At 30.9% G+C, this 22,491-nt stretch carries 22 protein-coding genes; 15 read left to right on the plus strand and 7 right to left on the minus strand.

The features are described 5' to 3' along the window. The first annotated feature begins 42 nt into the window (after positions 1-42). The 6 genes from V9L04_RS10010 (at position 43) to V9L04_RS10035 (ending at position 7,859) form a co-directional block, all read left to right on the plus strand. Positions 43-1,641 (plus strand): M28 family peptidase, encoded by a 1,599-nt coding sequence (locus V9L04_RS10010; RefSeq protein ID WP_338793950.1) that lies wholly within the window; start codon positions 43-45, stop codon positions 1,639-1,641. Positions 1,642-1,751: 110 nt separating this feature from the next. Continuing rightward, positions 1,752-2,177, plus strand: coding sequence for a hypothetical protein (locus tag V9L04_RS10015; protein WP_338793951.1), 426 nt, complete (start codon positions 1,752-1,754; stop codon positions 2,175-2,177). 312 nt (positions 2,178-2,489) lie between these two features. Then, positions 2,490-2,894 carry a hypothetical protein gene (locus V9L04_RS10020; protein ID WP_338793952.1) on the plus strand — a complete coding sequence of 135 codons (405 nt, stop codon included), beginning with the start codon at positions 2,490-2,492 and terminating at the stop codon, positions 2,892-2,894. Between the two features lie 57 nt (positions 2,895-2,951). Next, positions 2,952-6,797 (plus strand): PAS domain S-box protein, encoded by a 3,846-nt coding sequence (locus V9L04_RS10025; RefSeq protein ID WP_338793953.1) that lies wholly within the window; start codon positions 2,952-2,954, stop codon positions 6,795-6,797. A gap of 66 nt (positions 6,798-6,863) precedes the next feature. After that, a complete protein-coding gene (locus V9L04_RS10030) occupies positions 6,864-7,430 on the plus strand; it encodes a SiaB family protein kinase (protein ID WP_338793954.1) in 567 nt (188 codons plus the stop codon). Between the two features lie 30 nt (positions 7,431-7,460). Next, on the plus strand, positions 7,461-7,859 hold the full coding sequence (locus V9L04_RS10035) for a DUF1987 domain-containing protein (RefSeq protein WP_338793955.1): 399 nt from the start codon (positions 7,461-7,463) through the stop codon (positions 7,857-7,859). 394 nt (positions 7,860-8,253) lie between these two features. Here V9L04_RS10035 and rnc read toward each other — a convergent pair whose 3' ends face one another. The 5 genes from rnc to V9L04_RS10060 form a co-directional block, all read right to left on the minus strand. Next, positions 8,254-9,000: a ribonuclease III gene (gene rnc, locus V9L04_RS10040; protein ID WP_338793956.1), complete on the minus strand. Its 747-nt coding sequence runs from the start codon at positions 8,998-9,000 to the stop codon at positions 8,254-8,256. A 73-nt stretch (positions 9,001-9,073) separates the two neighbouring features. Then, complete coding sequence (fabF, locus tag V9L04_RS10045) at positions 9,074-10,330, minus strand: beta-ketoacyl-ACP synthase II (RefSeq protein ID WP_338793957.1); 1,257 nt, start codon at positions 10,328-10,330, stop codon at positions 9,074-9,076. A gap of 380 nt (positions 10,331-10,710) precedes the next feature. Next, on the minus strand, positions 10,711-10,953 hold the full coding sequence (locus V9L04_RS10050; protein WP_338793958.1) for an acyl carrier protein: 243 nt from the start codon (positions 10,951-10,953) through the stop codon (positions 10,711-10,713). 163 nt (positions 10,954-11,116) lie between these two features. Continuing rightward, positions 11,117-11,428 carry a hypothetical protein gene (locus V9L04_RS10055; protein ID WP_338793959.1) on the minus strand — a complete coding sequence of 104 codons (312 nt, stop codon included), beginning with the start codon at positions 11,426-11,428 and terminating at the stop codon, positions 11,117-11,119. 259 nt (positions 11,429-11,687) lie between these two features. Then, positions 11,688-11,822, minus strand: a complete 135-nt coding sequence (locus V9L04_RS10060) for a hypothetical protein (RefSeq protein WP_338793960.1) — start codon at positions 11,820-11,822, stop codon at positions 11,688-11,690. An 86-nt stretch (positions 11,823-11,908) separates the two neighbouring features. On the opposite strand from V9L04_RS10060, the gene V9L04_RS10065 reads away from it, so the two are divergent. From V9L04_RS10065 to V9L04_RS10085, 5 genes are all read left to right on the plus strand, one after another. Continuing rightward, the gene (locus V9L04_RS10065) at positions 11,909-12,598 is read left to right on the plus strand and encodes a YafY family protein (protein WP_338793961.1); all 690 of its coding nucleotides are present in this window, start codon (positions 11,909-11,911) and stop codon (positions 12,596-12,598) included. Positions 12,599-12,675: 77 nt separating this feature from the next. Next, positions 12,676-13,632 carry an alpha/beta hydrolase gene (locus V9L04_RS10070; RefSeq protein ID WP_338793962.1) on the plus strand — a complete coding sequence of 319 codons (957 nt, stop codon included), beginning with the start codon at positions 12,676-12,678 and terminating at the stop codon, positions 13,630-13,632. A 278-nt stretch (positions 13,633-13,910) separates the two neighbouring features. Continuing rightward, a complete protein-coding gene (locus V9L04_RS10075; protein ID WP_338793963.1) occupies positions 13,911-14,651 on the plus strand; it encodes a prolipoprotein diacylglyceryl transferase family protein in 741 nt (246 codons plus the stop codon). Next, entirely contained in the window at positions 14,641-16,038 is a 1,398-nt protein-coding gene (locus V9L04_RS10080) for a radical SAM protein (RefSeq protein WP_338793964.1), read from the plus strand. Before V9L04_RS10075 ends, V9L04_RS10080 begins: the two co-directional genes overlap by 11 nt. A 3-nt stretch (positions 16,039-16,041) precedes the next feature. After that, on the plus strand, positions 16,042-16,239 hold the full coding sequence (locus V9L04_RS10085) for a hypothetical protein (protein WP_338793965.1): 198 nt from the start codon (positions 16,042-16,044) through the stop codon (positions 16,237-16,239). Between the two features lie 176 nt (positions 16,240-16,415). Here V9L04_RS10085 and V9L04_RS10090 read toward each other — a convergent pair whose 3' ends face one another. Beyond that, complete coding sequence (locus V9L04_RS10090; RefSeq protein ID WP_338793966.1) at positions 16,416-16,706, minus strand: hypothetical protein; 291 nt, start codon at positions 16,704-16,706, stop codon at positions 16,416-16,418. Positions 16,707-17,007: 301 nt separating this feature from the next. Between V9L04_RS10090 and V9L04_RS10095 the strand changes: the two genes are divergently transcribed. The 4 genes from V9L04_RS10095 to V9L04_RS10110 all read left to right on the plus strand — a co-directional run bounded on the left by V9L04_RS10095 (position 17,008) and on the right by V9L04_RS10110 (position 21,281). Further along, positions 17,008-19,230: a TonB-dependent receptor gene (locus V9L04_RS10095; RefSeq protein ID WP_338793967.1), complete on the plus strand. Its 2,223-nt coding sequence runs from the start codon at positions 17,008-17,010 to the stop codon at positions 19,228-19,230. Positions 19,231-19,259: 29 nt separating this feature from the next. After that, entirely contained in the window at positions 19,260-20,174 is a 915-nt protein-coding gene (locus tag V9L04_RS10100; RefSeq protein WP_338793968.1) for a glutaminase, read from the plus strand. 114 nt (positions 20,175-20,288) lie between these two features. Then, the gene (locus V9L04_RS10105) at positions 20,289-20,729 is read left to right on the plus strand and encodes a hemerythrin domain-containing protein (RefSeq protein WP_338793969.1); all 441 of its coding nucleotides are present in this window, start codon (positions 20,289-20,291) and stop codon (positions 20,727-20,729) included. A gap of 171 nt (positions 20,730-20,900) precedes the next feature. Continuing rightward, positions 20,901-21,281 carry a hypothetical protein gene (locus tag V9L04_RS10110; protein WP_338793970.1) on the plus strand — a complete coding sequence of 127 codons (381 nt, stop codon included), beginning with the start codon at positions 20,901-20,903 and terminating at the stop codon, positions 21,279-21,281. A gap of 57 nt (positions 21,282-21,338) precedes the next feature. Here V9L04_RS10110 and V9L04_RS10115 read toward each other — a convergent pair whose 3' ends face one another. After that, positions 21,339-22,247 (minus strand): IS982 family transposase, encoded by a 909-nt coding sequence (locus V9L04_RS10115; RefSeq protein ID WP_338790429.1) that lies wholly within the window; start codon positions 22,245-22,247, stop codon positions 21,339-21,341. Between the last annotated feature and the right edge of the window lie 244 nt (positions 22,248-22,491).

Consider the following 22,491-nt stretch of genomic DNA (forward strand, 5'->3'; position numbering starts at 1 on the left):
TTTTAAAATATTTCAATTCTTTTATTTTCATTTAAAAAAAACATGTTAAAAACTACTATTTCCAAAATTGCTTGTTCAATTTTGTTTTTATTCATTTTTTCGCCTTTTGCTCAAGCACAACAAAAGGTGCAAAAACAGGATAGTCTGCTGACCAACTATCTAAAATATATCGATGAAGCAGACATGAAAAAACACCTCTCTATTTTGGCTTCTGACGAATATGAAGGAAGAGAAACAGGCGAAAAAGGACAAAAAATGGCTGCTGAATATTTAGCAAATCGATTCAAAGAACTTGGTCTTACAGCTCCTGTAAATGATTCTTATTTTCAAAAATTTGAACTTACCAAAACTTCATTAGCAGAATTTAGAATCGAAACACTCACAGGAAAAATCGAATTATCTAAAGATGAAATCATTGTAACAAGTTCATTTGGAGAAGATAAAAACGACGAAGAACATGATATTATTTTTGCTGGCTATGGATTGGAAGAAGAAGGCGAAAATGGATATTCTTCTTACAAATCTATTGATGTAAAAGATAAAATTGCTGTAATCATAATGGGAACACCTAAAGGCAAAGAAAGTCTAATTCCAAATGAAGAAGCTAGAAAATCGGTTTATTTACAAATGACTTACAAAGGAAAATTAGCTAAAGCAAAAGGGGCAAAAGGAGTTATCTTTATAACTAAAAAAGCAGATTATACACTTTTCAATGAAATGTATGGACATTATTTTAAAGAACCAAAATGGGATATTCCTTCAAAAGAAAAAAAGGAAAATAAACCTGAGTTTTTAGCAGCACTTTCAACAGAAGACAAACTCCCAAAACTTTTAGGTTACACAGATAAAAAATGGAAAAAAGCTTACAAAAAATGGAAAAAGAAAAATGAAACTATTTTGGAAGCCAAAGCTAAGGTCTTTTCTGAAATGAAAATTGAAAAAGTAGAAACTGAAAATGTTTTGGGCTTTTTAGAGGGAACAGATAAGAAAGAAGAAATTATTGTACTTACTGCACACTACGACCATATAGGAATCATTGATGGAAAAATTTATAATGGAGCTGATGATGATGGATCTGGAACGACAGCAGTTTTAGAACTTGCTGAAGCATTTGCTCTTGCTAAAAAAGAAGGACATGCGCCACGAAGAAGCATTTTGTTTATGCTTGTTACAGGTGAAGAAAAAGGGCTTTTAGGTTCTCGTTATTATTCTGACAATCCTGTTTTTCCTCTCAAAAATACAGTTTCAAATCTTAATATTGATATGATTGGAAGAATGGATAAAGACCACAATGAAGACCCAAATTATGTTTATATCATTGGCTCAACAATGCTTTCAACCGAACTACACAATCTTAGCGAATCAACTGCTAAAATGTATGCACCAAATGTAAAATTAGATTATACTTACAACGATAAAGATGATCCAAATCGTTATTATTACCGTTCAGACCATTATAATTTTGCAAAACATGATATTCCAGTTATTTTTTATTTTAATGGAGTGCATGCTGACTACCACCAACATACTGACGAAGTAGACAAAATTCATTTTGGTAAAATGCAGGAAATTACTCGTTTAGTTTTTGCAACAGCTTGGAATATTGTCAATAGAGAAGAGCGTATTAAGAATGATAATTAATTACTAGTTATTTTTAATAAAATAGATTTTAGCCTTGATAATTAACTCTTATTTGAGTTTATTGTTAGGGCTAAAAAAATGCAATTCTGATTACTTAAACTAGTAAAAACATGGAATCAAAAATAGTTTATCAAGATGACTATATAAGTATCACTGTAGAAGAGAAAAATAATCTTCTCATAGATACTTGGAATGAAAAATCAGACATTCTTTCTAGAGAGGAATTTCAAAATCTGCTTTTGACCTTCAAAAAAATGGTAGAACAAAGTAATGTCAGTTATGTAATATCTGATGTCTCATCGTTTATGTTGCCTATGACTCCTGAGTTACAAGAATGGACAGTCAATACAATTACAATTCCTTTAGCTCAAACGACAAATTATTCAAAACACGCATTTATAATGCCTAAAGAATTTATTGCTAATCTAGCTATTGTCCAGTTTACAGAAGATACAAATGCAAGTGCTGTGAGTACAAAATATTTTGATAATATGGAAGAGGCGAGAAATTGGTTGATTAATTCAGAGGAAAAATAGAGGAAATATTTGAAATTTATTTGAAATCTATCATAGTATAACAGAACCCAAGTCAATATTTTTCTCTATAGAAAAATATTGACTTAATAAAAGTCGCCACTGCTTCAATCAAGATAAAATATAAAGTTATAAAGGTTTTTCTATAAAAATTCATCGAATTTTTCTACATTTTTATAGAGAGTTGTTTTATGAGAGTATATTTTTTTTTATATTGAAATTAAAATACAGAATAGCTTTACTATTAGACTTAATGGTAGTTATTACTCTTTGTTAGGAATAAAATAATTATGTACTTTTTTACCCTTACCCTTTATGAAATTATATCAAAGTAATTACTTACAAATAGATGCTTTTGATGAGCAAAAATTATTAGAACTAACATGGTTGCCAGCAACAGCAAATATGACTTCAGAGGAATACAAAAACGAGCATGTAGAACTTCTCAAGTTTATGTTAGATAAAAAAGTAGAAAGAATTTTAGGTAATATAAAAGAGCTGGGTTTTGTAGCTAATCCAAAAGTACAAGAATGGATGAATGTAAATATATTTGTTCCTGCTATGGAGGCTGGTTTTAGTAAACTTGCTGTTGTGATGAGTACAGAGTTTTTTGCACAACTTGCCATTGAACAAGTAATGGAAGAAGAAGTGGGACAACAAATTATGACAAAGTATTTTGATGATATAGAAGAGGCGAGAGAGTGGATAGTAAATATTTAGATTTAGTTAGATGATGTGAAAAATAATTATTAAAAAATACAATCATACTCTACTTTCATGAACCAAAATATAACAGGTAACGAACTACAACTATATAAATCTTTCTATACAACTTATCCAGATGCAATTTTGGTTTTGCAGCAGGGAGTAATTATTCTGTGTAATGAATTGGCTCAGCTACTTTTTCAAGTTGAAGACGAACAAGAACTGATAAATAAAACATTATCTGATTTTGCTCTAAGTAATGCTCAAAGTGAGGTTGAAAGTCTTGAATTAGAGAATCATTTGAATAAATGTTTATTAGAAGGTAAAGATGTTTTTGAATGGACTTTTCTTAATAAGAAGAACATAAAAACACATGTAAAAATATTTTTATCTAAAATTTTAATAGATGACAAAAAACTAGTACAAGTTATACTTCGTAATAACGATAGAGTAGAAAATGACAATGCAAAAAATCAAGAACAAGAGTTAAAAGCCATTACAGAGGCTTTAGATCAAAGTGCAATCATTTCTATTGCTGATACACAAGGCAAAATTATAAAAGTAAATGAAGAGTTTTGTCGAATTTCTCAATATTCAGAACAAGAACTTTTAGGACAAGACCATAGAATCGTAAATTCAGCATATCATCCAAAAGAATTTTGGCAAAAGATGTGGCAAACCATAACAAGAGGAAAAACTTGGCGTGCTGATGTGAAAAATAAAGCCAAAGATGGGTCTTTTTATTGGGTCGATACTGTCATTAATCCTATATTAAATACAAATAAGAAAATTACTAGTTACTTATCTATTCGTTATTTAATTACAGATAGAAAAGAACAAGAAAATCAAATCCAGGCGAATCAAGAGCAATTACAAGCTACTGAAGAAGAACTGCGTCAAAATTTAGAGGAATTAGAAACTCAACGAGACTATATTCAAGAGATTAACAAACAAATCAAAACAAAAAGTGAAGTTTTAGAGAGAAATAGTCAAGCTCTTTTAAACATAAATAAAAATAAGGATATATATGCAGGCAATTTAGAGGTTGCTTTTGAATTAATTACTAAACTAGTAGCCCAAACTCTAAATATAGAACGTGTAGGCATTTGGCGATACGATACTATAAATGAAGTAAAAATTATTTGTCAAAAACAATATGAAACAACTGAAAATGGATATATTTTTACTCAAGGTGCTCAAATAACACAAAACGATACTCCAAAGTATTTTGCAGATATAATTACTGAAAAAAACATAGTAGCTGACTTTGCCCAAAATCATCCTGCTTTGGTGGAGTTTATTGATTCTTATCTAATTCCATTAGAAATAAAATCGATGCTTGATATTCCCTATTTTATAGATGGAAAATTAGCAGGTGTAATTTGCTGTGAAGCTCAACATAAATATAGAAATTGGACAGACGAAGATATTGCTTTTGTTAAAGGTATATCAGATAGCATAACTATTACTATCAAAACTCAACAGCAATTAAAAGAACAAGAAAAAGTAAGAAAAAATGTAGAAGAGCTTCAAACTACTCAAAAAGCATTGTTAGCTACTCAGTTGGAGCAAGAGAAATTTGTAAGTATAATCAAAAATGTTGATGCTTTTGTGGCTATCGCTGATTTGAAAGGTAAAATAGAATTTCTTAATGAAAAAGGTAAAGTATTATCTGGATTTAAGGAAGATTATAAAGGCAGACTTATTTCAGATTTTCACACCGAAGAGAGCGCAATAATAGCAAAAGAAGTAATCATACCAACTGTTATGCAAAAAGGTGTTTGGAGAGGAGAACATCGACTTCAAAATCATCTTACAAAACAACCTATTGATACGCTTGCTAATATTTTTATTATAAGAGACCCCAATACACAACAGCCTATTGCTTTAGCTACTGTCCAACTTGATATTACAGCTCAAAAAGATTTAGAAAGAGCCATTCAAGATCAAAATCAAAGACTTCAAGCCTCTGAAGAAGAGCTGCGTCAAAACATGGAAGAACTTCAAGCTACTCAAGAAGCTATGGAGCAAAAACAGAAGTTGGTAGAAGAATCAAAAATAACTTTAGAAAAGCAAAATGCTAAACTGGTACATAATGAGGCTATTCTTAAAAAAGCATTTGATAAAATGAAATTGCAAGAAAGCCAATTAAAAGATAGTTTTGCTTCCTTACAAGCACAAGAAGAAGAGTTGCGTCAAAACATGGAGGAACTAGAAACGACACAAGACCGTGTTAATAGTGCCTTTGCTGAATTAGATGCTCAATTTAATGCTATTAATTCTGCTTTTGGATATATTGAACTGGCTACTAATAGAAAGGTAACACGAGTAAATTCTCTTTTAGCTGAATGGTTTGAGTATGAGATAGATGAGTTGCAAGACAAATCACACATTGATTTAATACCTACTACTCAAGAGGATAAAGAGCAATATAATGAACTATGGCAAACCCTAGAAAGAGGTGAGACTTATATAGGCGTTTTTAAACGTAAAACTAAATCAGGTAATGATTTATGGCTTTTTGGAGCATATTGTCCTATTAAGAATGAAGCTGGACAAGTTGTACGAATAATAAAAATTGCAAGCAATTATAATCTTCAAAAAGCAACTGAAATAGAAGCTCAAACTAGACAAGAAGAACTATTAGCTACAGAAGAAGAACTTCGCCAAAATATGGAAGAACTTCAAGCTACTCAAGAAGCTATGAGAGAAAAACAAGTTCTTATAGAAGATTCAAAAGCAGCTTTAGAAAAACATAATCAAAAATTGGTTGCTAATGAATCTGTTCTTAAAAAGACTTTCGAAAAAATGAAAGTTCAAGAAGATCAATTAAAAGATAGTTTAGGTTCTTTGCAAGCTCAAGAGGAAGAGTTACGCCAAAATATGGAAGAGCTAGAAGCTACACAAGAAGCCATGGCGCAAAAACAAAAATTAGTAGAAGAAGCTAAAATATCATTAGAAAAGCAAAATGAAAAACTTGCCTCTAATGAAGCTGTCCTCAAAAAAGCATTCCAAAAAATGAAAACGCAAGATCTGAAGCTAAGAGAAAGTTTTGATGCCTTGCAAACACAAGAGGAAGAGCTGCGCCAAAACATGGAAGAACTCCAAACTACACAAGAAGTGTTAGCTTACCAAAAAGATATACTTGAAATTAGCAATCGTCAAATCACTAAAAGTATTAGTTATGCAGAAACAATACAAAAAGCTATATTGCCATCAAAGAAATTAATAAAAGAAACTTTACCTGAAAGCTTTATTATCTATAAGCCCAAAGACATTGTTTCTGGAGATTTTTATTGGTTATCCAGACATGAAAATAAAACACTTGTTGGTGTGATTGACTGTACAGGGCATGGCGTTCCAGGTGCATTTATGAGCTTAGTAGCTTCTAATATTTTGAGTGAAATTATTAACCAAAAAGGAATTTTACAACCTAATATTATACTACAAGAGCTGCATAAAGGAGTAGTCAAGAAACTCAATCAAAAAGAAGGTGCAAATAATGATGGAATGGATTTGACGCTTTGTTTGCTAGAAGAAATATCAAATAATCAAACTCAACTAACATTTGGTGGTGTCAAACAAAATCTATACATTGTTAGGGATAAAGAACTCATCGAACTCAGAGGCAATAGACGTTCTATTGGTGGAGGCAAACGAGATGATGAGAGAGAGTACACACAAGAAAGTATTGTACTTCAAAGAAATGATGCTGTCTTTTTAGCTACTGACGGATATCCAGATCAAGCAAATGAAGACAGAAAGAGTTTTTCGAAGAAAAGCTTTAGAGAACTCATGTTAGAAGTAGCACATTTATCAGCAAAAGAACAAATGAAAATTTTTGAAACACGTCTTGCTAATCATCAAAAAGCAACCGAACAGCGAGATGATATTACTGTATTTGGTTTCAAAGTTTAGAATCAAATATATAACAAATAACCTATTCTACTAATAATTAATTTTTTATAATAATAAGTTTCAACTATGATGGATTATCATACACGTCTAGACCCTCAAAGTGCTGTATTATATTACAAAGGACCTTTTGATAAAGATATTTTAGCAAATATTAGTCTACAATTACGCCGTAGATTTACTGATAATCCACGCATGAGTGCCAAACTTTTCTCTATTTTTATTGAGTTGGCTCAAAATATTGCTTATTATTCTGAGGAATCAAATTTCTTTTATGATGAAGAAGTCAAAAAGGATATTAAATATTCCCATGAAGACAAAAAAAATAATGGAGTTGGAACAGTCGTTATACATAATGAAGGTTCAGAAGTTGTGTTGAGTGCTGGAAATCTTGTTCCATCAGAAAAAGTAAAAGAAATTATTGCTAAATGTGAGCAAATAAATTCTCTTAGTGTAGACGAACTACGAGCCTTGAAAAAAGAAGTTAGAAGTATAGAACGCACACAAGAGCAAAAAGGAGGCAATATTGGACTCATACAGGTAGCTCTCAAGTCAGAACATCCTCTTCAAGTAGAATTTAAAGAAGTAGATGATAAAAATTCGTATTTTATAATTTCTGCGACTATCGAAAAATAAATAAAAAATCACAATTATAAACTATAAATTATGTTTACAGAAAATGGCAAAAATTTAGTAGTAGAAAGTAAAAAAGATGCCTACTTTGTGCCTCACGTAAATTTTGATGCTGATGCTCAGCATTGTCTTATTGAAGGAGAATCTTATTTAGAAGATGCTTTTGAGTTTTATGACAATTTGATGAATTGGTTTAAAGAGTATTTTAAAACTAATCAAAAAGTCGTTTTAGATTGTAAACTTTCTTACTTTAATACAAGTTCTTCAAGAGCTTTATTAGATTTGTTTCGTTTGCTTAAAGAGTTTCAAGATGAAGGAAAGCAAATAACTATTAATTGGTATTACCCTGAAGAAGACCATGACGACATGAGAGTAGAAGGGGAAGATTTTATGGATGAGAGTGATATTCACTTAAATATTATCAGCTATTAGACCAATTGTATTAATTGCATTAAATGTTATCACGGTCAATTATTCATATGTGTTTAGCTTCGCTGAGGACTACGTCGTTCTCAGAACTGAACAAAAACGTCTCCTCAAAAGAGCCATTAAAGCACAAAATGACGCTTCTGAGGAAGCGACAAATTCGTTTGTGACCAAACGAATGCACAAAAACAGCTTATACAAAAATAACCGTGATAATATTTATTGAAAATAAAAAAAGGCTTTGAAAATACTATTTTCAAAGCCTTTTTTGCTAAAAGAGATTTTGATTTTTTTAGCCTTTGTTGCTGTTTTAGCGTAGCAACACCAACAAATACACGCACAACCTATTCTTAAGCAACTTTATTATTAGCAGTCCAAAATATATTAAGAGCCATACAGATTAATCAATATCTAACTCTTCACAAGCTCTACGAGCTGCATCTTGTTGAGCATTTTTCTTTGTATAGCCATTTCCTGTTGAAATAGGGTTTTCATCCAATAAAACTTGTGCTACAAACTGACGGCTATTATTTTCTGCTTTATCTTTCGAAATAGAAAACTGTACATTTCTATTTTCTTTTTGCGCCCACTCTATAAGTTTAGATTTATAATTTTTATCAGTTTCTATAATGGTTTGTAAATCCAAGTGAGTTAGCAAAATTCTATTAACGATAAATTTCTGACAAAAAGTAAATCCTTTATCCAAATAAACAGCTCCAATAAATGCCTCAATAGCATCACCATAAAGAGATTTATGAGAATAAGCATTTTTTCGCTTATTATCTACTTCAATAATTTCATCCAATCCCATTTTCTTAGAAAGTTCTCCTAATGAAGCTCTACTAACAATTCTAGAACGAATATCTGTCAGAAAACCTTCATTTTTATAAGGGTAGCGTTTGAATAAAAAATGTGCTACAATGCTGCCCAAAACAGCATCTCCCAAATATTCTAAACGTTCATTACTTTCTTTAAAACCATCTTTGTTTTCTTTTGCAACAGAAGTATGTTGCATAGCAAGTTTGTATATAGAAAGATTGGTAGGCGATGTTCCGATAATGCGTGTGATTGCATTATAGAGCCTTTTATCTGATTCATTAAGAGAAAATTTGCTAACTTTTGTAGCTATTTTACCAATCCAACTCATATTTTAGTTTAAAAAATACCATACTCAAACCTATAAGATTTTCTTGAAATCTTATAGGTTTTATTTCTAAAAACTATGCTTTATAACGACGCATTACAATCGAAGCATTATGTCCTCCAAAACCAAATGTATTACTTAAAACAACGTCAATATTTCTTTTTTCTGCTTTATTGAGCGTAAGATTTAATTTTTGGTCAATTGCTTCATCAGGCGTTTCGAAGTTAATTGTAGGAGGAACAACTTGTCTTTCTAGTGCCATCACACATGCTAATGCTTCTATTGCACCTGCTGCACCAAGTAAATGTCCTGTCATAGATTTGGTAGAACTGATATTCATTTTATAGGCATGTTCTCCAAAAATAGTAGTAATTGCTTTTAATTCTTGTGGGTCGCCTAGAGGTGTAGAAGTTCCGTGAACATTTACATAATCTACATCTTCTGGACTAATTTCTGCATCTTTAAGTGCATTTTTCATTACGTTGGCTGCACCTAATCCTTCTGGATGTGGTGCTGTCATGTGGTAGGCATCAGCCGACATTCCACCACCAATGATTTCACCATAAATTTTTGCTCCTCTTGCTTTTGCGTGTTCTAATTCTTCTAAAATAAGAGCAACACCACCTTCTCCCATCACAAAACCATCACGAGTTTTATCAAATGGTCTTGAAGCTGTTTGAGGAGAATCATTTCTTTCTGAAAGTGCTTTCATAGCATTAAAACCACCTACACCAGATTCAATAACTGCTGCTTCACTTCCTCCTGAAACAATTACATCTGCTTGTCCTAGACGGATATAATTGAACGAATCAATAATTGCATTGGTAGAAGAAGCACATGCCGAAACAGTTACAAAGTTAGGTCCTCGTAAGCCATATTTGATAGAAATATGTCCTGAAACAATATCTACAATCATTTTAGGAATAAAGAAAGGATTGAAACGAGGTACACCTGTTCCCTTATTAAAATCAGTTACTTCTTGTTGAAACGTATGAATTCCACCAATTCCAGAACCCCAAATTACACCTGCACGGTCTGCGTCTACATTTTTTCCTACTTCTAATCCAGAGTCGTCCATCGCTTGAGAAGCTGCACCCATACCATATTGAGCAAACAAATCAAGTCTTCTTGACTCTTTTTTGTCCATATATTTGGTAATATCAAAGTCTTTGACCTCACAAGCAAATTTTGTTTTGAAATGAGTAGTATCGAAATGAGTAATCATGTCGCAGCCACTTTTTCCTGCTTCTAGTGCGTCCCAAAACGTTTTGACATCGTTTCCTAATGGTGTAATAGCTCCTAGTCCTGTAATTACGACTCGTTTAAGTTGCATAAGATTGTAGTTTGGGTAGAATGATGTGTGTTTGTGTGTTAGTTTTAATTTCTTTTTTAGATAAAAGAAGGAAAATTTAGCAGTGCTAATTTACTTCTATTATTTTGTGAAACCTTTTTTCGATTTTAACTTTTCAACAGAACAGTCAAAAAATATTTTCAAATATAATCATTTATAAAAAAACAAACCTACCGAGTAACACAAATTTACTCCGTAGGTTTGTACAAATCCAAATCAAAAAAGAATAATTTTGATAAAATGAAAAGAGCTTCACTTTTGTTCTGCGTTTTCACTTTTTATAAAATCTAATCCGTAATTGATTCAAAAAAGTAATTCTGATAGATTGTGTTCAGAAAATAAATAAACAAATATTATTTTGCTTATGCTTTTGCTGAATGCTCTTCCAAATACTTAATTGCTTGTCCTACAGTAGAAATATGTTCTGCTTGGTCGTCTGGGATAGAAACGTTAAATTCTTTCTCAAATTCCATAATAAGTTCTACTGTATCAAGAGAATCTGCTCCTAAGTCATTTGTAAAACTTGCTTCAGGAGTTACTTCTGAAGGCTCAACTGCTAATTTCTCAACAATGATGTTTTGTACACGTGCTGCGATATCTGACATAATGTTTTTGTCTTGTTTAGTTTTGTAATGAGTAAACTGAATGCAAAGAAAAAGATTTATCTCAATAAAATCAAATCATTAGACAAACTTTAAGAGAAAGTTGAGGTCTTAATCTATTTTTATGCTAAAATGAAGGAAATATAACACATTACACAAATCTTTTTTATGAATCTACTTCTCCTAATTCAATTTCTCCGACTCTAAAACCTAGCTTTTGCGTTGCTATTTTCTTTATTTCTAATTTCCATTGTTTCCACTCGTCATCCTTCATCACTCCTACAAATAATAATCCACTAGGTTCGACAGATGCCCAAATATGCTTTTGTGTTTCATCAACACTAAACCAATAAGGAATACCATCATTTTCAAATCCTAACCAACCTTCCATAGATTCGTAAATTACAGGAATAACAGTTTCCCAAATTTCATTTGGTAAATCGTGCCTTATATTTAAGTTCATTGATTGCTTTTTCATTTTATAGATTTTTTATGTGCTGATAAGAGATGTAGTTTAATGTCTTGATATTATAAAATTTTACTTGTACAATAGTTATTGGTATATGAGCGTAAGTCGCTACCTTATTTATTAAACGTTATCACGGTTGTTTACAGGTCTAATAATTAGCAAGTTATAGAAAAATAAACCTGTCTTATTTTTCCATAGCTCAGGGTTTGCAAACCCTGAGCTATGGAAAAATGAACATTACTAATTTAACTGTGATAACGTTTCTTTTTTACCAAGACAATTTATAATTAGGCATTGGATTACCTAAAATAATATGCAATTCTTTCTGAATAAGTGGAAGTACACTATTAAAAAGATGAATAATGAAATGAGCATAAGCTGCTGTTAAATTATTTAAAGTCAAATGACTATAATTTTTTTAATTTAATTACCTTGTTTGCATTATTGAAGGTTATAGACCATTTAGAAAAACTGATTTTTTATTAAAAGATGAATTATAACAAAACAAATAGATTGTCAAGATTAACAGCAATCTTAATTCAATTACAGACTAAACGAATTGTAACTGCCTCGGAATTAGCGAGTAAATTTGATATTAGTAAAAGAACCATCTACAGAGATATCAAAGCATTGGAACAATCAGGTGTTCCAGTACTAACAGAAGAAGGGAAAGGCTATACATTGATGGAGGGATATAAAGTTCCACCAGTAATGTTCACAGAAAAACAAGCAAATGCCTTAATACTTGCAGAACAGTTAGTGTTGAAAAACAAAGATGCCTCATTTGTAAAAGATTATTCAGAGGCAATTGATAAAATAAAATCAATTTTAAGGTACACTACCAAAGACAAAGCAAATTTACTTGCTAATAGAACTCAATATGATGAAGTTATAAATCAAGAAAGAAATAGCACTAATTTGTCAGATTTACAAAATGCACTTACCAATTACAGCCTTGTCAAAATAGAATACATTAATAAAGAGGGAATTATAACGAAAAGATTAATAGAGCCATTTGCATTATTAAGTTCCGAAAATTGGTATTTGGTTGCTTTGTGTCGCCTGCGTAAAGAATTTCGATTTTTTCGATTGGATAGAATTCAAAAAATGGAAATCCTATCAGAAAATTTTGAGCCTCACAATTTAACATTACAAGAGTATTTTGATAAATATCATTAATTTTTTTTGACCCTTGCCATAAGGCTGTCATCAATGGGATTTACCTTTGTATCATACTAATTTAAAAACAAAAAAAAATGACAAACGTAATGAGCACAAACATTAATTTGTTCGAATTTCCAGAACCTACTATGATTTCAGTCAATGGTATAGAACTCGAAGTATTTGAAGCAGGTAAACAAAATAAAGGTAAACCCATTGTACTCTGTCACGGTTTTCCAGAGCACGCATTTTCTTGGCGTCATCAAATTCCTATTCTTGTCAAAGCTGGTTATCATGTCATTGTTCCAAATCAGCGTGGATATGGTAAATCATCTCGTCCAACTGAAGTAACTGATTATGACATTGAACACTTAACAGCAGATTTGGTAGCACTTCTAAATCACTACGGATATAAAGATGCTACATTTATCGGTCATGATTGGGGGGCAAATATAGTTTGGAATCTGACATTACTACATCCAAAGCGAGTAAATAAAGTTATAAACTTGGCTTTGCCTTATCAAGAGCGTGGAGAAAAACCTTGGATTGAGTTCATGGAAGAAGTATTTGGCGAAGACTTCTATTTTGTTCACTTTAATCGACAGCAAGGAGTAGCAGATGCTATTTTAGATAAAAACACAGGTCAGTTTCTTCGTAATTTATTTCGCAAAAATATACCTCCTGTACCACCTGAACCAGGAATGTTGATGATTAATCTAGCAAGAGCAGAAAAGCCACTTGGACAGCCCATAATGGATGAAAGTGAATTAGCTGTTTTTGTCTCTGCTTTCGAATCTTCAGGGTTTACAGGAGCTATAAATTGGTACAGAAACCTTGACCGAAATTGGCATTTATTAGCAGATGTAAACCCAATCATACAACAGCCCACACTTATGATATATGGCAATCGTGATATGATTCCTAAGTTTGAAAGGTTAGCAGAATTTGTACCTAATGTAGATGTGGTTAGTCTAGATTGTGGTCATTGGATTCAGCAAGAACTTCCAGAAGAAACTAATCAAGCGATTTTAAAATGGTTAGAACAACATTAATCACTAAAATCCTAAAATAAACTATTCCTAGTGTCATCACCTATAAATTTATTTAAGCATCACACTTTATATTTCTACAATATAAGTGTGATGCTTTTAGTTTTTATACCTTATTAGCAAGATGATAAAAACAGTATAATAATCCTTCAAATTTATAATTTGACATGTTTTATAAATAAAATTGTATTTTTAGCTAAAAATAAGACCAAAAAAATAAGTGCATTTTTGTTACTTACTATTGACTACATAGCATATACAACTTCATAAAACGAAAAACATTGACAATACCATTTGAACCAGTCATTTTGGACTATAAACTCAATATTCATCTAATTCTTGAGTATTTAGCCTTTTTTTTATCTTATAGATATTATGTTTGGCTAAGAAAACGGTCTATAGATTATATTCCAAGTTCAAACCGACTTTCAATAATATTGGGAGCTGCAATTGGAGCTTTTTTAGGTTCAAGAATTATAGCCTTGTTAGAAAATCCAGTTTTTACTTATGATGTTTCAGCTATAATTGCTTATCTAAACTCCAAAACTATTATGGGTGGTTTGTTTGGAGGACTTTTAGGAGTTGAGATTGCTAAAAAAATCATTGGAGAAAAACAATCATCAGGTGATTTATTTGTTTTTCCAATTATTCTTGGAATTTTTATTGGAAGAATTGGTTGCTTTTTATCTGGGATTAATGAGTTTACTTATGGAAAAGTAACTACTTTTTTTCTAGGAATGAATCTTGGAGATAATTTAAAAAGACATCCAATTGCGCTTTATGAATTAGTATTTTTGGTACTTCTATTTCTGTTTTTATCAAAACTAAAACACGCAAATTTAAAAAATGGCTTATTATTTCAATATTTCATGATTTGCTATTTTGGCTTTCGTTTTTTTATTGAATTTTTAAAACCAAACGTCTTTTTTGTTTTTGGTTTGAGTTCCATTCAGATTTTATGTCTAATTTGCTTAACTTATTATTACAAAACAATTTTTAATCTCTTCAAAAATGCCAGTTAGAAATTACACCTATTACGATTATACGTTGAGCCTTTGTCCAGAATGCTTAAAGAGAATTGATGCCAAAATTGTTTTTGAAAATGATAATGTTTATATGCTAAAACGCTGTCCAGAACACGGAAAATCTAAAGTATTGATTGCTGATGATATTCCATATTACAAAAATATAAGAAACTATAATAAACCTTCAGAAACACCTTATAAATTTAATACAAAAACTGACTATGGTTGTCCGTATGACTGTGGTTTGTGTCCCGACCACGAGCAACATTCTTGTTTGACAGTTATTGAAGTTACAGACAGGTGCAATTTGACTTGTCCTACCTGTTATGCTGGCTCTTCACCCACTTATGGAAGACATCGAACATTAGAGGAAGTAAAAACGATGTTAGATACTATTGTTTTAAATGAAAAAGAACCTGATGTTGTTCAGATTAGTGGAGGAGAACCAACCATTCATCCACAGTTTTTTGAAATACTAGATTATGCAAAATCTCTACCTATAAGACATTTGATGTTAAATACAAATGGAATCAAAATAGCCAAAGACAAAGAATTTGCGAAACGATTAAAAAGTTATTCACCAGATTTTGAAATCTATTTGCAATTTGATTCTTTTGAAAACAGTGTTTTAAAAAAAATGAGAGGAGCTAATTTGAATGAAATTAGAAACCAAGCAATTGAAAATCTGAATGAACTTAACCTTTCAACAACACTAGTCGTTACTTTACAAAAAGGTTTAAATGATAATGAAATTGGAAAAATAATTGAGTTTGCTTTACAACAAAAGTGCATTAGAGGAGTCACATTTCAACCCACACAAATTGTTGGACGTTTAGAAAATTTCAATCCAGAAACGGATAGAATGACTTTAACTGAAGTAAGAAGAAAAATTTTGGAGCAAACTTCTATTTTTCATGCAGATGATTTGCTGCCAGTTCCATGTAATCCTGATGCTTTGGTTATGGGTTATGCTTTAAAACTAGACAATGAGGTTTTTCCTTTGACAAGATACATCAATCCAAATGATTTGTTAGATAATAGTAAAAACACTATAATCTACGAACAAGATACTATCCTTCAAGAAAAAATGATTGAGTTATTTAGCACAGGAAATTCTGTTGAAGTTGCAGAAGAAAACTTAAAATCTATTATGTGTTGCTTGCCAAATATCGATGCTCCTAATTTAGGCTATGACAACTTATTTAGAATCATCATTATGCAATTTATTGATGCCTATAATTTTGATGTTAGAGCTATAAAAAAATCATGTGTACATATTGTTGATAAGAATAATAAAATTATTCCATTTGAAACAATGAACTTGTTTTATAGAGACGAAAAGTTAGTTCGATTGGAAAAATTACGTAACGAAATTAAATTTTAAACTATGATACTAGTAGAAATTGGGAATTTAAATGGATTGGTAGCTCTTATAATAGGGGTAATGTTTGGACCACCTGTGTTATTAAGTGTAATAGGTGTTTTTTTATACAAAAGCAATCCAAAAGCAAGTAAAGTGCTTTTTATACTTGCTGCAATATATTTACTTATTGGTTTGGGAATGTGTGGGACAATGTTTATATAAAAAAAACTTCATTCTATAAATACATCAAAACATCACACCTTTAATTTTCACGAGTTCTTAGCTTAATGCAAAGAAAAGTTTTTTTGATGTTTATATCATTCTTGAAGCAATTTGACTTTTTTCTTTTGTATAAATTCTTCACTAATTATCAATCCAAAAATCATTATATGTTAAGACTAAAGAACCTCAATCACACGCCCATAGACTTGCCTTGTCCAGCCGTTAGTTCCACCTTTATTATTTCCGATAAGTAAACCTTTATCATTGCTCTTAGCTTTTACCAAGTGAGTATAAAAATTACCTTTTACTTTACAATAAACAATATCTTTTTCATTGCAATCTTCCCATTTAACAGGTGCAAGTTTATGTTTCTGACCTGATTTAATTAAAGGTATCATCGAATTTCCTTTTTCACTTGTAACGAATGTTTCTCCGTTTTGTAGCTTTTCTAATTTGTAGTTTCTCATCTGAGTTTAAGGTGTTTTAATACATAAAATCTTATATAATCAAAAAAACTCTAAAATCGAATAAGAAGTTCCCATCTAAAACCAACCTACCTCTTAAAAATTGGAATAATCTCAATCTGTTACAAATAGCAGTAAATTTTAGTCCCTTTTTATGTTAAGAAAACAAAGAGAGTTTTTTAAATTAAACTTCTAGTCGTAACATTGCAATTCTAAAAAAACAGCTTTATTAATAATTAAAGACTGTTTTTACTTATAAACAAAATACACAAACTAAAATATCTGCAAATCAGAATACACATAAATGAAATTAACATTCTTTACCCTTATTTTAATAGCTTTAAATAATTCATTATCAATAGCACAAACAATTACAGGAACAGTAGTTGATGAATATGAAAGACCTCTCCAAGAAGTCAATATTTTAAGCAAAGCAACTGATAACCACACACATTCAGATGCAAAAGGTAATTTTGTCTTTGAAAATATATCTGTCGGAGATACTTTACAGTTTTCGCATATTGGCTACCAAAGTCAGTGGTTTGTAATAAGCGATTTAAAAATACCATTATATATTATGTTGAAAGCAACATCAATAAATTTAGATGAAATAATTATTAAACCACAACTAAATGCTCTTCAACTCATAACTGATATTGATATACAAACAAATCCTGTAAACTCTTCACAGGATATTTTGAGAAAAATACCTGGGCTTTTCATTGGACAACATGCAGGTGGTGGTAAAGCTGAACAGATATTCTTACGTGGATTTGATATAGATCATGGTACAGATATTAGTATTTCAGTCGACGGACTTCCAGTCAATATGGTATCCCATGCACACGGACAAGGCTATGCTGATTTACATTTTGTAATTCCTGAAACAATTGAAAAAATTGATTTTGGCAAGGGAGTTTATTACGAAGACAAAGGAAACTTCACTACTGCAGGCTATGTAGATTTTAATACAAAACAAAAATTAGATTATAATTCTATAAAACTAGAAGTTGGACAGTTTGATACATATAGATTATTGGGAATGTTTAATCTAATCAATACTAACAAAAACAACGCATATATTGCAACAGAATTTCAATCATCTGATGGAGCTTTTGAAAGTCCTCAAAACTTTAATAGAATTAATATCTTTGGAAAATATACAGCTTTAGTTTCTGAAACTGATAAAATTAGTATTACTGCTTCTCATTTTACTAGTAAATGGGATGCCTCTGGTCAGATACCTCAACGTGCAGTAGATAGTGGATTGATAAGTCGTTTTGGAGCGATAGATGATACCGAAGGAGGAAATACTTCAAGAAGCAATCTAAAAATTGATTATGATAAATTGATTACTAAAAGTTCTTCTTTAAAAAGTTCTGTTTATGTGAGTCAGTATGATTTTGAACTTTTTTCTAATTTTACATTTTTTCTAGAAGACCCTATAAATGGCGATCAAATTAAACAAAAAGAAAATCGTATTATTTATGGTCTAAATACTGAATATAATGAGTCTTTTTCTACGAGTGGTCTGAATGGAAACTGGAAATTAGGAATCAGTCTTCGCAATGATCAAACTAATGATACCGAATTATCTCATACTCTAAATCGTACAAAAACTCTTGAACAAATTAAATTAGGAGATATTAATGAAACTAATTTGGGAGCATATATAGCAACCGATATTTATATCAATAAATGGACTTTTAATCCTTCTCTACGAGTAGATTATTTTGACTTTCAATATAATGATGCTTTACTCCCAACTTATAAAACACAAGAAGAAACCAAAGCTATTGTTAGTCCAAAATTTAATATTTTTTACAATCAATCACAAAAACTTCAACTTTACTTAAAGACTGGAAAAGGTTTTCATTCTAATGATACACGTGTAGTTGTGGCACAAGATGGTAAAAAAATACTTCCTGCTGCTTATGGATTCGATGCAGGTTTTATATGGAAACCAACTCCAAAAATGTTATTTAACATAGCCTATTGGTATCTGTACTTAGAGCAAGAATTTGTTTATGTAGGTGATGCTGGAATTGTAGAACCAAGTGGGAAAACTAAACGTCAAGGAGTAGATTTAAGTTATCGTTATCAGCCATTATCGTGGTTGTTTTGGAGTTTTGATGCTAATTATACATACGCTCGTTCTATTGACGAAGCTAAAGAAATGGATTACATTCCTTTAGCTCCTGATTTTACATTGGTTAGTGGACTCAATATTATTCATAGATCAGGCATTTATGGAAGTATAAATATGCGTTATTTGGATAATCGTCCTGCTAATGAAGATAACTCAATAGTAGCAAAAGGATATACTATTTTTGATTTGAATGCAGGATATAAATGGAGAAGGTTTAATTTTGGTTTTCAGATTCAAAATCTATTTGATACTCAATGGAATGAAACTCAATTTGCTACAGAATCACAATTACAAAATGAAACTGAACCTGTAGAAGAAATTACTTTTACTCCTGGAACTCCATTTTTTATTAAAACATCAATCCAATTTAATTTTTAAGAAGGATTAAATTAATCAATAACTCAAAAGTGAATTTTAAAGCAATAATTGAAGAAATATACCAAAAAATCAAAGTTGTAGAAGATAAAGGAGAATTAGCTTCTTACATTCCTGAATTAGCTTATGTAGATTCAGAAAATTTTGGAATACATATATCCACACTTGATCAAAGCAATTTTGGTATTGGAAACTATACTGATAAGTTTTCCATTCAAAGTATTTCAAAAGTGCTATCTCTAGCTTTAGCATATAGAATGCTAGGCGAAAAAATATGGAAAAGGCTTGGTGTTGAACCTTCTGGAACTCCATTCAACTCTCTTGTTCAACTTGAAGTAGATAATGGAATACCTAGAAATCCATTCATAAATGCTGGTGCAATCGTCATCTCAGATATTTTAATTAGTCATTTAGAAAATCCAAAAGATGACTTTCTAGCTTTTGTTAGAAGTCTTTCTAATAATTCAGAATTAAACTACTCACATGAAGTGGCTGCATCAGAAAAAGAGATTGGTTTCCGAAATGTAGCTTTGTGTAATTTTATTAAATCCTTTGGAAATATTGAAAATGACCCTACAGAAGTTCTTGATTTTTATTTTGACCTTTGTTCTCTTGAAATGAACTGTCAAGAACTTTCAGAAGCATTCTTGTTTTTAGCAAATAATGGACGTAGAATAGTTGATAATCTTTCAATACTGACTAAAAGTCAGGCAAAAAGGATAAACGCACTCATGCAAACCTGTGGGTTTTATGATGAGTCTGGAGAATTTGCTTTTAAAGTTGGTCTACCTGGAAAAAGTGGCGTTGGTGGAGGAATTATAGCCGTCCATCCCAATCAATATACAATTGCCGTTTGGAGTCCAAAACTAAATAAAAAAGGAAATTCGTATAAAGGAATGCGATTTTTGGAAGATTTTACTACAAAATCAGAGTTGTCTATTTTTTGAGATTATATTTTTATGTGTTAAATATCTTGGGTTAGTCATAATGACACCTTCAAACAACTTTTCCTGATTTACAGTTATCATAATCAATCAAATTATTAATTTAAAAATTTAATTATGAAAACTATCTTTGAGGCTCTTCGAAAAGACCATGATACTCAGAAAGATTTAGCTGACAAACTTATTCAAACTTCAGGTGATACTTCTGAAAGACATTCATTGTACGACCAACTCAAACACGAACTTAAAATACATGCAGATGGTGAAGAGCGTCATTTCTATGTTCCTTTGTTTGATAACGACATGACACAAGACCACGCACGCCATGGAGTAGCCGAACATCATGAAATGGATGAGCTTATGGAAAAACTAGACAAAACTGAGATGAGTTCTTCTGCTTGGCTTACCTATGCTAAAGAGTTACGAGAAAAAGTATATCATCACTTGGATGATGAAGAACACACTATTTTCCAATTAGCTGGTAAAGTTCTTTCTGAAAAACAAAAAACACAGCTGGCTACTGAATATCAAAGTTTTATTCAAGAAAAGAGAAATTAAAATTCTATTATTTTTTGTAGCGCCTGCATAACAAGTTTATATTTTAGGCACAATCTAAATCAAACGAATTATTAATTTTATGAATTAATATTACTCTGATAAATAAAGTATGCAATATTTTTACTCAAAGTTGTTATATTTGTAACTTTAAACAAAAAAAACAATTAAAATATGAAAAATCAATACATTTTCAAAACAATATTCTTTCTTATTCTAGTCATTGGCTTAGTTTCTTGTGGAAAAGATAAAGATGAAGAGGTGGAATTTGTACCTGCACCACAGATAGACTTCGAAGCCGACGAAACCTCTACAAGCTCAGGGTTATCTGTAGTATATACAAATACAAGCAAAAATGCAGATCCAGCTACTTATGAATGGACTATTGAATATATTGGTGTAAATTCTCCTGATGAAATTAGTCCTCAACTTGTATTCGAATCTAAAGAAGAAAACATACAATATACTCATACTACTATAGGATATTATAGAGTAACTTTATTTGGAAGTAACTCAAATGGTTTTGGAACAAGTTCAATATTGATTAGGTATTAATTAGTAAAGACAAGTAAAAAGTGAATTTAATTTTTATTACTTAACGTGAACTCGGTATTATTTAGGTACAAATATTCTAGGTTTTTCTGGGTAGAAATGATAAGCTACTATTGTAGCTGCCATATGCGTAAATGCGTTTATAGGCTTCCTATGTCTAGAATGTTCTACGTCAAAAACGGAAATTAAAATATCATTTACAGATTCAATAATGGCTCTTTTTCTAAGTGTGTATTTTTCTTTCAATGTGATGAGTTGATTCTTCATATTTTTTTTTGTTTTAGTTATCATTTTAAGTCCCTTTTCATAGAGTTGTTCCCAAAGTTTTGTCAAATATCCTTTATCACCAAAGCAATTTCCTTTCAAATTTTTCAATAAATTTTTGAGTAGATTGTGGTTATTATCAGCCTTATTTGCTGCTGTAATTTCAAAAGCCATTACCTCTCCTAAATGATTGATGACTAAGTGAAGTTTAAATCCAAAAAACCACCCCATTGACCCTTTTCCTCGTTTTGCAATGTCTTTGAACACTTTATGAGAGTGAATACGACGATTATCAGAAACAACTATTTTCTTAGAATCAATGAAGTAAGTACCTGTTTCTTCACTTTTAGCACACAGGAGTTTGGCGAGTACATACATAGGTAAACTTACCCTTTCTATTAATTCTAAAAATCGGTTATAGGAGCAAAGTTTAGGAAAATAAGGGACTAAATCGTTACACACAAAACGTTGATAATAGTATTGAAAATTCTTATAACCTGAGTAATTATAATATACTAAAATAGTCATTATTTCACTAGCTGATAACTGGGGAACACGAGTAGGAGAAGGGGTGAAAGTGGAACTGCTTTTTGTTCCCACCCATTTACTAGATACATAAGATTGAGCTTGTAAACAGAACTCATCTACTAAATAAAAAATACCGATTAGGTGGTCTTCGTCGAATTTTATAGTTTTGTCAAACATAAGGCTAAAGAGGTTAAAGTTGAGTAGAGCTATTCAAAAATAACCTTTTTTAGCCTTTTTTGACAAAAATAACTGAAATAAGTAAACAAAACACTGAAAGTCAATTAGTTAAAAACCGAGTTCACGTTACTTAGCTACAGAAGCCAATAACAATAAATTGTTGTTGGTTTTTTGCTTTAATAAATCAAAATAAATACAAAGAATCATTTTCTTACCTTTACATAAAAAAACAAATTTCACTTCC

Origin of the sequence: Bernardetia sp. MNP-M8, assembly GCF_037126285.1 — a bacterium.
GTDB lineage: Bacteria > Bacteroidota > Bacteroidia > Cytophagales > Bernardetiaceae > Bernardetia.

Bases quoted from the DNA above. Each gene is read 5' to 3' on its own strand.
- V9L04_RS10095 (WP_338793967.1), top strand. From the start codon at position 17,008: ATGAAATTAACATTCTTTACCCTTATTTTAATAGCTTTAAATAATTCA.
- V9L04_RS10105 (WP_338793969.1), top strand. From the start codon at position 20,289: ATGAAAACTATCTTTGAGGCTCTTCGAAAAGACCATGATACTCAGAAA.
- V9L04_RS10085 (WP_338793965.1), top strand. From the start codon at position 16,042: ATGATACTAGTAGAAATTGGGAATTTAAATGGATTGGTAGCTCTTATA.
- V9L04_RS10080 (WP_338793964.1), top strand. From the start codon at position 14,641: ATGCCAGTTAGAAATTACACCTATTACGATTATACGTTGAGCCTTTGT.
- fabF (WP_338793957.1), bottom strand. From the start codon at position 10,330: ATGCAACTTAAACGAGTCGTAATTACAGGACTAGGAGCTATTACACCA.
- V9L04_RS10035 (WP_338793955.1), top strand. From the start codon at position 7,461: ATGTTTACAGAAAATGGCAAAAATTTAGTAGTAGAAAGTAAAAAAGAT.
- V9L04_RS10010 (WP_338793950.1), top strand. From the start codon at position 43: ATGTTAAAAACTACTATTTCCAAAATTGCTTGTTCAATTTTGTTTTTA.
- V9L04_RS10055 (WP_338793959.1), bottom strand. From the start codon at position 11,428: ATGAAAAAGCAATCAATGAACTTAAATATAAGGCACGATTTACCAAAT.
- rnc (WP_338793956.1), bottom strand. From the start codon at position 9,000: ATGAGTTGGATTGGTAAAATAGCTACAAAAGTTAGCAAATTTTCTCTT.
- V9L04_RS10015 (WP_338793951.1), top strand. From the start codon at position 1,752: ATGGAATCAAAAATAGTTTATCAAGATGACTATATAAGTATCACTGTA.
- V9L04_RS10020 (WP_338793952.1), top strand. From the start codon at position 2,490: ATGAAATTATATCAAAGTAATTACTTACAAATAGATGCTTTTGATGAG.
- V9L04_RS10115 (WP_338790429.1), bottom strand. From the start codon at position 22,247: ATGTTTGACAAAACTATAAAATTCGACGAAGACCACCTAATCGGTATT.
- V9L04_RS10110 (WP_338793970.1), top strand. From the start codon at position 20,901: ATGAAAAATCAATACATTTTCAAAACAATATTCTTTCTTATTCTAGTC.
- V9L04_RS10090 (WP_338793966.1), bottom strand. From the start codon at position 16,706: ATGAGAAACTACAAATTAGAAAAGCTACAAAACGGAGAAACATTCGTT.
- V9L04_RS10065 (WP_338793961.1), top strand. From the start codon at position 11,909: ATGAATTATAACAAAACAAATAGATTGTCAAGATTAACAGCAATCTTA.
- V9L04_RS10025 (WP_338793953.1), top strand. From the start codon at position 2,952: ATGAACCAAAATATAACAGGTAACGAACTACAACTATATAAATCTTTC.
- V9L04_RS10050 (WP_338793958.1), bottom strand. From the start codon at position 10,953: ATGTCAGATATCGCAGCACGTGTACAAAACATCATTGTTGAGAAATTA.
- V9L04_RS10070 (WP_338793962.1), top strand. From the start codon at position 12,676: ATGACAAACGTAATGAGCACAAACATTAATTTGTTCGAATTTCCAGAA.
- V9L04_RS10030 (WP_338793954.1), top strand. From the start codon at position 6,864: ATGATGGATTATCATACACGTCTAGACCCTCAAAGTGCTGTATTATAT.